This is a genomic window from Streptomyces subrutilus, from assembly GCF_008704535.1.
Classification (GTDB): domain Bacteria; phylum Actinomycetota; class Actinomycetes; order Streptomycetales; family Streptomycetaceae; genus Streptomyces; species Streptomyces subrutilus.
This window is the reverse complement of record NZ_CP023701.1, coordinates 5,411,745-5,424,380: the sequence shown is the minus strand read 5'-3', so window position 1 is coordinate 5,424,380 and position 12,636 is coordinate 5,411,745. Positions and strand designations below refer to the sequence as shown.

Sequence of the window (12,636 nt, the reverse complement as noted above, 5' to 3'; positions counted from 1 at the left end):
GGCGCCGCCCGGCGTCAGCCGAAGAAGACCCCGGCCTCCGCGTACAGCGCCGGGTCCACCGTCTTGAGCTTCGCCGTGGCCTCGGTGATCGGCACCCGGACGATGTCCGTGCCCCGGAGCGCGACCATCGTGCCGAAGGCGCCGTCGCGCACCGCGTCGATGGCGTGCAGCCCGAAGCGGGTCGCGAGCCACCGGTCGAAGGCGCTCGGCGTGCCGCCCCGCTGGACGTGGCCGAGGACCGTCGTACGGGCCTCGTTGCCGGTCCGCGCCGAGATCTCCCGGGCGAGCCACTCGCCGACGCCCGACAGCCGGACGTGTCCGAAGGAGTCCGTGGTGGCGTCCTTGAGGACCAGGTCGCCGTCGGTGGGCATGGCCCCTTCGGCGACCACCACGATCGGCGCGTAGCTGGCCTCGAAGCGGGAGGCCACCCAGGCGCAGACCTGGTCGATGTCGAAGCGCTGCTCCGGGATGAGGATGACGTTGGCGCCGCCCGCGAGGCCGGAGTGCAGGGCGATCCAGCCGGCGTGCCGGCCCATGACCTCGACGACCAGGACCCGCATGTGGGACTCGGCGGTGGTGTGGAGGCGGTCGATGGCCTCGGTGGCGATGCCGACGGCCGTGTCGAAGCCGAAGGTGTAGTCGGTGGCCGAGAGGTCGTTGTCGATGGTCTTCGGGACGCCGACGCAGGGGATGCCGTGTTCGGCGTGCAGCCGGGCGGCGACGCCGAGGGTGTCCTCGCCGCCGATCGCGACGAGCGCGTCCACCTCGTACTTGGCGAGGTTCTCCCGGATGCCCCGCACGCCGTTCTCCGTGGTGAACGGGTTGGTGCGCGAGGCGCCGAGGACGGTGCCGCCGCGGGGCAGGATGCCGCGGACGGCCGGGATGTCCAGGGGGACGGCCCTGCCCTGGATCACTCCCCGCCAGCCGTCCTTGAAGCCGATGAACCCGTACCCGTACTCCTGCGTGCCCTTGCGGACGACGGCCCTGATCACCGCGTTGAGCCCGGGGCAGTCGCCGCCGCCGGTCAGCACTCCGACCTTCATGGGGTCTCCCTTCGCCATGACGGCCACGCTAGTAGTGACGCGCGTCACAGCAAGGGATGCGGGCGGGGCAATTCGGGGGACGCCGGCGCGGCGGGCCGCTCACGCGTCGTCGAGGCCCCGCTCTATGGCGTAGCGCACGAGCTCCACCCGGTTGTGCAGCTGGAGCTTGCCCAGGGTGTTCTGCACGTGGTTCTGCACCGTGCGGTGCGAGATGACCAGCCGCTCGGCGATCTGCTTGTACGAGAGCCCCTTCGCGACCAGTCGCAGCACCTCGGTCTCCCGGTCGGTGAGCCGGGGCGCCGTCTCGTGGGAGGCGGTCGGCGCCGGGTCCGCGGCCAGGCGCCGGTACTCGCCGAGGACCAGCCCGGCCAGGCCGGGGGTGAAGACGGCGTCGCCGGCGGCGGTGCGGCGGACCGCGTCGATCAGCTCCTGGGCACCGGCGGACTTCAGCAGGTAGCCGGTCGCGCCGGACTTCACCGCCTCCAGCACGTCGGCGTGCTCGCCGCTGGCCGACAGGACCAGCACCCGCAGGGCGGGGTGGGCGCCGACCAGCTCCTTGCAGACCTGCACGCCGGGCATGCCGGGCAGGTTGAGGTCGAGGACCAGCACGTCGGGGCCGGCGGCGGGGGCGCGGCGCACGGCCTCGGGGCCGTCCCCGGCGGTGGCCACCACGTCGAAGCCGGCGGCGGCGAGGTCGCGGGCGACCGCGTCCCGCCACATCGGGTGGTCGTCGACGACCATCACCTTGATCTCGTGCGGCTCGTTCGCTGCGTTCACGTCGGTGCGCTCGCTCATCTCTCGTCCGTCCTGCCCCTGGGCACTTTCAGTTCCACTTCGGTGCCCTGCCCGGGGACGGACACCAGCTCGGCGCTGCCGCCGAGGTCGCGCAGCCGGCCCCGGATGGACAGGGCCACCCCCATCCGGCCCTCGCCCTCGGCCTGGTCGAGCCGGCCGGCCGGGATGCCCGGCCCGTCGTCCCGTACGGTCACGATCACCTCGTCGCCCCAGTCCTCGACCAGGATCCAGGCCCGGGCCCCCTCCCCCGCGTGCCGCCGCACGTTGTCGAGGGCGGCGCCGACCGCCGCCGCCAGCTCCCGCGCGGCGGGCACCGGCAGCGGCACCGGGGTACCCGGTTCGGCGAAACTGATCCGCGAGCCCGCGTGCGGGGCCAGCAGGGTGCGCAGGTCCAGCTCGCCCTCGTCCGCGCCCGGCTCCTCCACCTCGTACGTGTCGACCAGCGCGCCGAGCGCCCCGTCCCGGGAGACCCGTGAGGGGTGCACGAGCCCGGTGGAGACCAGGGTGCGCAGCGCCACCTCCTGCTCGCCCGCCATCCGGCCGAGCTCGGCGGCCTCGCCGCCCAGGTCGGTGCCGCGCCGCTGGACCATGGCGAGGACCTGGAGGACCCCGTCGTGGATGTCGCGGGCGAGCCGCTCCCGTTCGCGGGTGGCGGCCTCGATCTCCAGGGCGCGGGCGAGGGTGGCCTCGCTGGCCCGGGCGACCTCGACGACGTAGCCGATGGCGATGGACGCGACCCAGACGAGCAGGACGTTGTGCAGGGTGTCGCGGGTCGGGTCGCCGCCGTGGATGAAGACGTTCGCGGCGGCCACGAAGGTGGAGGCGAACCCGGCCCACCGCCAGCCGCCCTTGATCGCGAAGGCGAGGACCGAACCGGCGGTCCAGATGCTGGGGAGGGTGGGGCCGCCGCCCGCGATCCGGTCGTGGGCGTCGGCGACCGGGGTGAGCAGGATGCCGGCCAGGGCCACCGTGAGGTCGGCGCCGAGGAAGCGCTTGGTGCAGCTGGCGGCGTTCGCCACGCGCGGGGTCGTGGCCAGGGTCCAGACGGCGAGGACGGCGAGGTAGCCGGCGGCGACCCAGGGCCGGCTGAACTCCCGGTAGGCGGCGGCGAACAGGAGCACCGCGTAGACCAGGGTGAGCACCCGGTAGCCCGTCAGGGCGCGCCAGAGCGGCTGCTCCACCGACATGCGCACGACGCGCTCGCGCTTCGCCATCTCCCCCACTCCCCCGCGGGCGGCGCGGCCCGCCGCTACTCCGCCGTGTCGGCCTTCTCCGCCTTCTCCGCCTTGTCGCCCTTCTCGGCCTTGGCGGCCTTCTCCGCGTCGGCGATCTGGCGCTTGGCGGCCGTCGCGTAGATGTCGACGTACTCCTGGCCGGAGAGCTTCATGATCTCGTACATGACCTCGTCGGTCACCGAGCGCAGGATGAAGCGGTCGCCGTCCATGCCGTGGTAGCGGCTGAAGTCCAGCGGCTTGCCGATCCGGATGCCCGGGCGCATCAGCTTGGGCACCACCTTGCCGGGCGGCTGGATCTTCTCGGTGTCGATCATCGCGACGGGGATGACGGGCGCCCCGGTGGCCAGCGCGACCCGGGCCAGACCGCCCGGCTTGCCGCGGTAGAGCCGACCGTCGGGTGAACGCGTCCCCTCGGGGTAGATACCGAACAGCTCCCCGCGTTCGATGACGTCGATGCCGCTCTTGATCGCGGCCTCGCCCGCCCCGCGCGCTCCGGAGCGGTCCACCGGGAGCTGGCCGACGCCCTTGAAGAAGGCCGCCGTCAGCTTGCCCTTGACCCCCGGGGAGGTGAAGTACTCCGCCTTCGCGATGAAGGTGACCTTCCGGTCCAGCACGGCCGGCAGGAAGAAGGAGTCGGAGAAGGACAGGTGGTTGCTCGCGAGGATCGCCGGCCCCTCCGCGGGAATGTTCTCGAGGCCCTCCACCCACGGCCTGAAGGCGAGCTTCAGGGAACCGCCGATCGAGAACTTCATTGCGCCGTAGATCAACTCGAAAGCCTTCCTGTGTCTGTCGAACAGACCTTATCCCGTGGCTCCGTCCGGAGGGGGCCGACGACCCTGGTCGGTGCACCCCCCGTCGCGTACGGTGAAGTCACACAGAGCAACGCACCCACCCGGCGTACATCATGATCAAGGAGACCCTGGTGCCCGTCCTCCCTGGAGCCGAGCCGTTCCGCCACGAGGGCGGTGACGTCGGGGTGCTCCTCTGCCACGGCTTCACCGGCTCCCCGCAGTCGATGCGCCCCTGGGCCGAGTACCTCGCCGCGCGCGGGCTCACGGTGTCGCTCCCGCTGCTGCCCGGACACGGCACGCGCTGGCAGGACATGCAGCTCACGGGCTGGCAGGACTGGTACGCCGAGGTGGACCGGGCCCTGCGCGAACTGCGCCACCGCTGCGCGCGGGTGTTCGTCTTCGGGCTGTCGATGGGCGGCGCGCTGAGCCTGCGGCTGGCGGCGAAGCACGGGGACGCGATCAGCGGCCTGGTGCTGGTCAACCCGGCCAACAAGGTGCACGATCCGCTGGCCGTGGCCCTTCCGGTCGCCAAGCACTTCGTACGGTCCACGCCGGGCATCGCCAGCGACATCGCGAAGGAGGGCTCGGAGGAGGTCGGTTACGACCGCGTCCCGACCCGGGCCGCGCACTCGCTGCGCACGTTCCTGCGGCTCGTGGACGCCGAGTTGCCTCAGGTGACTCAGCCGGTGCTGCTGCTGCACAGCCCGCAGGACCACGTGGTGCCGCCGGCCGACTCGGCGCGGATCCTGGCCCGGATCTCGTCGGCGGACGTCACGGAGACGCTGCTGGAACAGAGCTACCACGTCGCGACGTTGGACCATGACGCGGAGCGGATCTTCGCGGACAGTTATGCGTTCGTCGGCCGACTGGCGGAGAGCGTGGGCAGGGAGGGGGCGGAGGCGGGTGGCTGAGCACGAGGAGCAGTCGGGCGGGGTTCCGCCGCTGGACGAGGAGGCGGCCTGGGCGGCGATCGTCGCCGGGTACGGGCAGGAGCCGCCGGACCCGCCGGGGGCGAGACCCTTCAGGCCGATCGAGAACCTGCTGCTGCCGGAGGAGGACGTCAAGCCGCTGCCGGCGTCCGCGCCCGCCGGTCCCGCGGCGGAACCGGAGACGAAGCCGGACGCGAAGTCCGGGGCGAAGCAGGAGAAGCAGCCGGAGACGGACGCACCGGAGGCGAAGCCCGAACCGCCGGCCGCGGCCGGGACGGTGCTGGGCGGTTCGGTGGTGTTCGCGCCGGGCGTCGGCGCGGCGGGACCGCGGGACCACGCGCTCGCGGAGCCGAAGGACGACGACCTGAGCGCGGCGGAGGAGGGACACTTCGTCCCGCCGGAGCCGGAGCTGCCGCAGGCCGACACCACGACGAAGTTCGCGTGGCTGGCGGTGGTGGGCGGACCGGTGCTGCTGCTGCTCGCGGTGCTGTTCCAGTGGGAGATGACCTGGTGGCTCACCACCCTGGGCATCGGCGGCTTCCTCGGCGGCTTCGCGACGCTGGTGGGCCGCATGGCACACGACGACGACGAGGACGACGACCCGGGCCGCGGCGCGGTGGTCTGACCCCGCCCCCGCCCGGCACCCGGGGCGCAGCCCCGGCGGCTCCGCCCGCGGCCCGGCGTCGGGGCGGCTACGCCGGGGCCGGCAGGCGGAGGGCCGCGAGGACCGGAAGGTGGTCCGTCGCGGCGGCCAGGTCCGCGGCCCGCACCCCCTCCAGTCCCGCGGGGACACCGCAGCCGAGCACCTCCACGCCCGCCGTCGCGAAGACGGCGTCGATCCGCCGGTCCGGCGCCGCGGCGGGGAACGTGTGCTCCGCCCCCCACGGCGCGACCGTCCGGCAGTCCCGCAGCGCGCCGGCCAGCCGCCCGAAGGCCGGTCCGGCGGGGATTTCGTTCATGTCGCCGGCGGCGATGCCGTACGGGACGTCGAGCGCCTCCAGCCGCTCCAGGAGCAGCTGCGCCTGGCCCAGCCGCTCGGCCCGGTCCAGGGACAGGTGGGCCGAGAGCACGCCGACGCGCGCCGCCCCGAAGCGGACCACCGCCGTGGCGAAGCCCCTGCGGTGCAGGCCCGGCGTCAGCGGCAGCAGCACGTCCTCGGTCCGCTCGACGAAGGCCCGGAGCGAGCACAGCAGCAGCGGCCCGGCGGCCGTCGCGCCGCCGCCCAGGACGACCAGGTCGCACTTGGCGGCCAGCCGCGCCGCGTGCTTGCGCCACCGGAAGAACCGCGGCGCCTCCTGGACGAACACCAGGTCCGGCGCGCACGCCGTGACGACCCGGGCCAGCGCGTCCTCGTCGTCGCGCAGGGAGCGGACGTTGTAGCTGAGCACCCGGATCACGGCAGAGCCGTCCGGCTCCGTCAGAGACTTCGGCAGCGAAAGCGGCATCGTGTCCATGCCCGCAAGATACGCAGCCGCCCGCCGCTCCCCCAAGGGGCGCGGCGGGCGGTCGTGCCGAAGGTCCCGGCTCAGCCCTGGCGGGCCAGGTCGGCCGCGCCGACGAGCCCGGCCTTGCCGCCCAGTTGGGCGGCGAGGACCTGCGCGTGCGGTCGCCAGGCGCCGCCGATCAGCCAGCGCTTGAAGGACTTGCGGATCGGGTCGAGGACGAGGTCGCCCTCGTCCGACACGCCGCCGCCGACGATGAACGCCGAGGGGTCGAACAGGGAGGCCAGGTCGGCGAGGCCCGCACCGGCCCAGCGGGCCAGTTCGCGGAAGGAGTCGACGGCGACGAGGTCGCCGGCGCGGGCGGCCTCGCTGATGTGCTTGCCCTCGATGCCGTCGGGGGTGCCGTCGCCGAGCGCGAGCAGCACGGCCGCGTTCTCCGGGGTGGCGTTGGCGCGCTGCTTGGCGTAGCGCACGAGCGCCCGGCCGGAGGCGTACTGCTCCCAGCAGCCCTGGCTGCCGCAGCCGCACAGCAGGCCGTCCGGGACGACCCGGATGTGGCCGAACTCGGCCGCGACGCCGAAGCGGCCGCGGCGCAGCTTGTTGCCGATGATGATGCCGCCGCCCAGGCCGGTGCCGAGGGTGATGCAGATGACGTCGTCGTGGCCCTGGCCGGCGCCGAAGCGGTACTCGCCCCAGGCCGCGCAGTTCGCGTCGTTCTCGACGACGACGGGCAGCCCGATGCGCTGCTCGACCTTGTCCTTGAGCGGCTCGTGCCGCCAGTCGATGTTGGGTGCGAAGAGCACCGTCGCGCGCTTGTCGTCGACGTACCCGGCGGCGCCGATGCCGACGGCGTCGATGGTGTGGTTGCTGCTGACCTCGGACACGGCGGAGCAGATCGCTTCCGTCACTCCGTCCGCGGTCGGCGGGGTGGGCACCTTGTACGTCTCAAGGATCGTGCCCTCTTCGTCGACCACGCCGGCCGCGATCTTCGTGCCGCCGATGTCGACGCCGATGGTGAGTCCCATTAGTCCCTCGGTTTCCGGTCAAACCCCGCCATGGCCAACGGTACCCGAGGGAAGAGGGAGTTCAGTCGAGATCGATCCGCTCGGCCGGACCCGCGTCGGGGCCCTCTTCGCCCGGGCCGGGTGCGCGACGGGGCGCGGCGGGCTCGTCGCGGGTCCAGCGGCGCTCGTGTCCCTCGACCGCGGAGCGGTAGGCGGCGAGCAGTTCGGAGCCGGCGGCGGCGAGGTGGTCGAAGACCTCGGGGTTGCGTTCGATGACGGGCTGCGCGGCGCTCCTGGCCTGGGCGGCGAACTGGCGCACGGCTCCCTGTGCGGCGGCTCCGAGCAGCGGGTTGTTCAGCCCGGACACCTTGTCGGCGACCGCTTCGAACAGCTTGAACAGCTCTTCCGCGGCGGTCCCGGTGCCCCCGGCGCCGGGGCCGCCCTCGGCGCGCAGGCGTTCCTTCTCTGCGGCGAGGTCCTCGGCGCAGGCCTTGGCCCAGGCGTCGTCATCGGTGGGACGGTCGGTGGCCTCGCTCATGGCGGACTCTCCTGCGGCGGCTGCGGTGGCGGTACTGGCTATCTCCGACGGTACCCGAACGGCGGTACGGCGTTCAGGGCGTGCGCGGCCACTGTCCGGGATCGGGGGTGAAGCGGATGCGGAGCACGTCGTCGGCGAGGGCGGCGCCGGAGACGGTGCAGCGGCGCAGCGCGGCGGGCAGCGGAACGATCCTGCGGTACGGGCCGGCGGTGAGCAGCAGCTCGTCGCCGCGGCGGATCAGGTCGAGGTCGTCCTTGCGGGCGCCGGGCAGCCGTACGGACCAGAGGAGCACCCCGTCCGCGGCGAGCCGGTCCTCGACGGGCCAGGCCGGGCGCCCGCCGGGCCGGTCCGGGGTGAGCGGGCCGCCCGTCGCGGCGCCGGCCAGCTCCGCGAGGTCCTCGGGGCCGCGCGGGTCTCGGCCGAGGTGCGGGAGGCCGCGGACGGCCGGGATCCGCCCGGGCCCGGCGTCCGTCCCGTCGAGGAAGGCGCGCTGCTGGGCGGCGAGCGACGCGGCCCAGGGGTCGGCGCAGTCGCGGGGCACGAGGCGGTTGGCGACCAGGCAGTCCACGGCGAGGCGGTGCAGGGCGAGGCCGAGGAGCCCGGTGCGCAGGGCGGCGCGGGCGGCCGGGCCGGGTTCGACGACCAGCCGGACCGAGGTGCTCTCGGCCTCGACCACGGCCTGGACGGCGGCGAGCTCCTCGTCCCAGCGGGCGGCGGCCTCGTAGAGCCACTGGGCGGGCATGGGGACGCCGGCCAGCTGGGCCAGTACGGGGCGCAGGGCGCGGGCGGCCTGCCGCTCGGCCGGGAGCAGCCGGGCGAGGTAGCGGCGCAGCTGGGCGGGGAGGGCGAGGGTGGCGAGGGCCTGGTGGAGCGGCGGCAGGTCGACGACGACGAGGTCGGTGGCGGGGGCGGCGGCGGCCCGGCGCAGGGCGCGGAGCAGGGCGAACTGTTCCGCGCCGGGGAGTTCGGTCAGTTCCTCGGAGCCGAGGGGGCGGGCGCCGACCATGCCGAGGAGGGTGGAGCCGCGCTCCTGGAGGGCGACGAGCTCGGTGCGGAACTCCTCGCCGGAGTCCACCCGGGCCACCCGGAAGCCGCCCGCGACCGGTACGGTCCGCAGCCCGGGCACGGTGTCGGCGGCCGCGGCCACCGGGTCGCCGACGAGGGCACCCGCCGGGTCGCCGGGGTCACCGGACAGCAGCAGCACCCGCTGCCCCTCGCGCGCGGCGGCGAGGGCGGTGGCGGCGGCCACGGTGGTGCGGCCGGCGCCGCCGGGGCCGGTGATCAGCAGGATGCGCATGGTGCGGGTGCTCCGGTTCAGTGATCGTTCCGCCCGGGCCCGGCGGCGGACCGCGGACCGTCCGGGGCCGCGGACCCCGTGCCCCGGAGGCGCTCCGCGCCCGCGCCCCGGGACGCGGAGGGGCGGGGGGCGGCACGCGGGCCGCGCCCCGGGGGCGCGGCGGGCGGGCCCGTGGGGATCAGGTGGATTCGACGCGCTTCTTCAGTCCCGCGAGCGCCCGGTCGATGATGACCTTCTCGGCCTTGCGCTTGATCATGCCGAGCATGGGGATCTTGACGTCCACGGTGAGCTGGTAGGTGACCTCGGTCCGACGGCCGCCGTCGAGGGGGGCCAGCCGGTAGGAGCCGTCGAGCTGGCGCAGCATCTGGGACTTGTCCAGGGTCCAGCTGACCTCGTCCGCGCCCTTCCAGGTGTAGGCGAGCGTGTGGTCGTCCTTGATCGCGCCCGCGTCGAGCAGCAGCCGCACCTTGGCGGCGCGGCCCTCGGCGTCGGTGGCCAGCACCTCGGCCTCCTTCACCTCGCCGGTCCACTCGGGGTAGCGGGCGAAGTCGGCGATCACGGCCATCACGTCGGCCGGCGCGGCCTCGATCGTGATGCTTGAGCTGGTGTGTTCCGCCATCGCGGTCGCTCCTCCGGGGAGTGTTCGAGGATGTGTGCGGCCTCCGGCCGCCGCTCGAAGGCTACCGCGCGTGCGGGGTCCGCCACTCCAGCACCTCCCGTACCCCGCCACCCGCTCCCGCGGCCCGGTCCCTCACCACTCCATGGCCCACGGCCGCCCCGTCGACGCGAAGTGCCCGACGTTCACGCACTCCGTCGCGCCGATCCGCATCCGCCGGGCCAGCGGCTGGTGCACGTGTCCGAAGAGCGCGTACCGGGGGCGGGTGCGGCGGATCGCGGACAGCAGGGCCTCGCTGCCCCGCTCGAAGCGGCGGGCGACCGTGTCGTAGCAGAGCTCGGGCACCTCGGGCGGGATGTGCGAGCACAGCACGTCCACCTCGCCGAGGGCCTCCACCTTGGCCGCGTACTCCTCCGCGTCGACCTCGTACGGCGTCCGCATCGGCGAGGGCAGCCCGCCGCCGACGAAGCCGAAGACCCGGCCGCCGATCTCCGTCCGCTGCCCGTCGAGCACGGTGACGCCCGGCCGGTCGGCGTACTCCGGCCACAGGGCCGGGACGTCGACGTTGCCGTAGGTGGCGTACGTCGGGGAGGGGAAGGCGGCGAACATCGCGGCGTACTGGCGGCGGACCGCCCCCTCGATCAGTTGTTCGCGGTCCAGTCCGGCCCACAGCTCACGGCCGAGGGCGCGGGCCTCGTCGAAGCGGCGGGCGGTGCGCAGTTCGACGATCCGGTCGGCGTTCTCGACGCCGAAGAGGTCGGGGAAGATGCCGCGCGAGTGGTCGGCGTAGTCGAGGAAGAGGACGAGGTCACCGAGGCAGATCAGCGCGTCGGCGCCGTCGCCCGCCCGGGCGAGGGCCTCGGAATTGCCGTGGACGTCGCTCACGACGTGGACGCGCGTGGTGCCAGCCATGGCGACCACCCTAGGGGCGCCCGGCGGCGGTGGGTAGGAGGGGGCCGCGGAGCCTGCCGGACCTGCGGTTACTTCCGAGTCGCGAAGGGGGTCGACTACTGTCGGCAGGGCACGGCCGCGTCATGTGACGCAGAGAACATCTGGCCGGTTCCCTCTATCCGGAACCCACTACCGGTGGGTAACGTCCGGTCGGTCCACATGGTGGCGATGGCGCCCAGAGGAGCAGCAGTCTTGCGCGAGTTCAGTCTTCCGGCCCTGTACGAGGTCCCGTCGGACGGGAACCTGACGGATCTCATCCGCCGCAACGCCGCTCGGCATCCCGACACCGCCGTCATGAGCCGCAAGGTCGACGGCCGGTGGCAGGACGTGACCGCGACGCGGTTCCTCGCCGAGGTCCGGGCCGCGGCCAAGGGCCTGGTGGCGGCGGGCATCCGCCCCGGTGACCGGGTCGCCCTGATCTCCCGCACCCGCTACGAGTGGGTGCTCATCGACTTCGCGATCTGGACCGCGGGCGGCGTCACGGTCCCCGTGTACGAGACCAGCTCCCCCGAGCAGATCCAGTGGATCCTCGGCGACTCCGGCGCCGTCGCCGCGGTCGTCGAGAGCCCCGGACACGGCGAGACCGTGGCCGCGCTGCGCGACCGGCTGCCGGACCTGGGCGAGGTCTGGGAGATCGAGCGGGGCGCCCTGGACGCGCTGAAGGCCGCGGGCGCCGGGATCTCGGACGCCGAGATCGACGGGCGCAGCGCCCTGGCGAACGCCGACGACCCGGCGACCATCGTCTACACCTCGGGCACCACCGGCCGCCCCAAGGGCTGCGTGCTGTCCCACCGCAACTTCTTCGCCGAGTGCGGCAACGCGGTCGAGCGGCTGAGCCCGCTGTTCAAGACCGGCGAGTGCTCGGTGCTGCTCTTCCTCCCGGCCGCGCACGTCTTCGGGCGCCTGGTGGAGGTGGCGGCCGTGCTGGCGCCGATCCGGCTGGGCTGCGTACCGGACATCAAGAACCTCACCGACGAGCTGCAGTCCTTCCGCCCCACGCTGATCCTCGGCGTGCCGCGGGTCTTCGAGAAGGTCTACAACTCGGCGCGGGCCAAGGCCCAGGCCGACGGCAAGGGCCGCATCTTCGACGCGGCGGCCGAGACGGCCATCGCGTACAGCCGGGCGCTGGACACCCCGCGCGGACCGTCCTTCGCGCTGAAGCTCAAGCACAGGCTCTTCTCGAAGCTCGTCTACGCCAAGCTGCACGCGGTGCTCGGCGGGCGCGGCGAGTACGCGATCTCCGGCGGCGCCCCGCTGGGCGAGCGGCTCGGCCACTTCTTCCGCGGCATCGGCTTCACGGTGCTGGAGGGCTACGGCCTGACCGAGTCCTGCGCGGCGACCACCTTCAACCCGTGGGACAAGCAGAAGATCGGCACGGTCGGCCAGCCGCTCCCGGGCTCCGTGGTGCGCATCGCGGACGACGGCGAGGTGCTGCTGCACGGCGAGCACGTCTTCTCCGGGTACTGGAAGAACGAGACGGCGACCGCCGAGGCGCTCACCGACGGCTGGTTCCACACCGGTGACGTCGGCACCCTCGACGAGGAGGGCTACCTCGCGATCACCGGCCGCAAGAAGGAGCTGATCGTGACGGCGGGCGGCAAGAACGTCGCCCCCGCCGTGATCGAGGACCGCATCCGGGCGCACGCGCTGGTCGCGGAGTGCATGGTGGTCGGCGACGCGCGGCCGTTCGTGGCCGCGCTGGTCACCATCGACGAGGAGTTCCTCGGCCGGTGGGCGGCGGAGCACGGCAAGCCGGCGGGCGTGACGGCCGCGGAGCTGCGCGAGGACGCGGACCTGATCGCCGCCGTCCAGGACGCGGTGGACGACGGCAACGCGGCGGTCTCCAAGGCGGAATCGGTGCGGAAATTCCGCATTCTGCCCTCCCAGTTCACGGAGGAGTCGGGCCACATCACGCCGTCGCTGAAGCTGAAGCGCAATGTCGTGGCGAAGGACTTCGCGGACGAGATCGAGGCGCTGTACCGGGGCTGAGACCGA

General features: G+C 73.8%; 13 protein-coding genes. 3 read left to right on the top strand and 10 right to left on the bottom strand.

Annotation, left to right across the window (positions count from 1 at the left end):
* Positions 1-14: 14 nt before the first annotated feature.
* The 4 genes from CP968_RS24005 to CP968_RS23990 form a co-directional block, all read right to left on the bottom strand.
* Entirely contained in the window at positions 15-1,043 is a 1,029-nt protein-coding gene (locus CP968_RS24005) for a 6-phosphofructokinase (protein ID WP_150522092.1), read from the bottom strand.
* 99 nt (positions 1,044-1,142) lie between these two features.
* On the bottom strand, positions 1,143-1,838 hold the full coding sequence (locus tag CP968_RS24000) for a response regulator (protein WP_150519964.1): 696 nt from the start codon (positions 1,836-1,838) through the stop codon (positions 1,143-1,145).
* Complete coding sequence (gene macS / locus CP968_RS23995; protein WP_150519963.1) at positions 1,835-3,052, bottom strand: MacS family sensor histidine kinase; 1,218 nt, start codon at positions 3,050-3,052, stop codon at positions 1,835-1,837. The genes CP968_RS24000 and macS overlap by 4 nt, the downstream gene beginning before the upstream one ends.
* 35 nt (positions 3,053-3,087) lie before the next feature.
* Positions 3,088-3,825 carry a lysophospholipid acyltransferase family protein gene (locus tag CP968_RS23990; protein WP_150522091.1) on the bottom strand — a complete coding sequence of 246 codons (738 nt, stop codon included), beginning with the start codon at positions 3,823-3,825 and terminating at the stop codon, positions 3,088-3,090.
* A gap of 170 nt (positions 3,826-3,995) precedes the next feature.
* Between CP968_RS23990 and CP968_RS23985 the strand changes: the two genes are divergently transcribed.
* Both CP968_RS23985 and CP968_RS23980 read left to right on the top strand, forming a co-directional pair.
* Positions 3,996-4,775: an alpha/beta hydrolase gene (locus CP968_RS23985; protein ID WP_150519962.1), complete on the top strand. Its 780-nt coding sequence runs from the start codon at positions 3,996-3,998 to the stop codon at positions 4,773-4,775.
* On the top strand, positions 4,768-5,418 hold the full coding sequence (locus CP968_RS23980; protein ID WP_150519961.1) for a hypothetical protein: 651 nt from the start codon (positions 4,768-4,770) through the stop codon (positions 5,416-5,418). The genes CP968_RS23985 and CP968_RS23980 overlap by 8 nt, the downstream gene beginning before the upstream one ends.
* Before the next feature lie 67 nt (positions 5,419-5,485).
* On the opposite strand, the gene CP968_RS23975 is transcribed toward CP968_RS23980, so the two are convergent.
* The 6 genes from CP968_RS23975 to CP968_RS23950 form a co-directional block, all read right to left on the bottom strand.
* Complete coding sequence (locus tag CP968_RS23975; RefSeq protein WP_150519960.1) at positions 5,486-6,247, bottom strand: endonuclease/exonuclease/phosphatase family protein; 762 nt, start codon at positions 6,245-6,247, stop codon at positions 5,486-5,488.
* Between the two features lie 71 nt (positions 6,248-6,318).
* A complete protein-coding gene (locus CP968_RS23970; protein WP_150519959.1) occupies positions 6,319-7,260 on the bottom strand; it encodes an ROK family glucokinase in 942 nt (313 codons plus the stop codon).
* Positions 7,261-7,321: 61 nt separating this feature from the next.
* Entirely contained in the window at positions 7,322-7,777 is a 456-nt protein-coding gene (locus CP968_RS23965) for a DUF5304 domain-containing protein (RefSeq protein ID WP_150519958.1), read from the bottom strand.
* A gap of 73 nt (positions 7,778-7,850) precedes the next feature.
* On the bottom strand, positions 7,851-9,074 hold the full coding sequence (locus tag CP968_RS23960; protein ID WP_150519957.1) for an ArsA family ATPase: 1,224 nt from the start codon (positions 9,072-9,074) through the stop codon (positions 7,851-7,853).
* A gap of 178 nt (positions 9,075-9,252) precedes the next feature.
* Complete coding sequence (locus CP968_RS23955; RefSeq protein ID WP_150519956.1) at positions 9,253-9,693, bottom strand: SRPBCC family protein; 441 nt, start codon at positions 9,691-9,693, stop codon at positions 9,253-9,255.
* A gap of 132 nt (positions 9,694-9,825) precedes the next feature.
* Positions 9,826-10,602, bottom strand: coding sequence for a metallophosphoesterase family protein (locus CP968_RS23950; RefSeq protein ID WP_150519955.1), 777 nt, complete (start codon positions 10,600-10,602; stop codon positions 9,826-9,828).
* 231 nt (positions 10,603-10,833) lie between these two features.
* Here CP968_RS23950 and CP968_RS23945 point away from each other — a divergent pair, with 231 nt between their 5' ends.
* Positions 10,834-12,630: an AMP-dependent synthetase/ligase gene (locus CP968_RS23945; RefSeq protein WP_150519954.1), complete on the top strand. Its 1,797-nt coding sequence runs from the start codon at positions 10,834-10,836 to the stop codon at positions 12,628-12,630.
* Positions 12,631-12,636 lie beyond the last annotated feature (6 nt).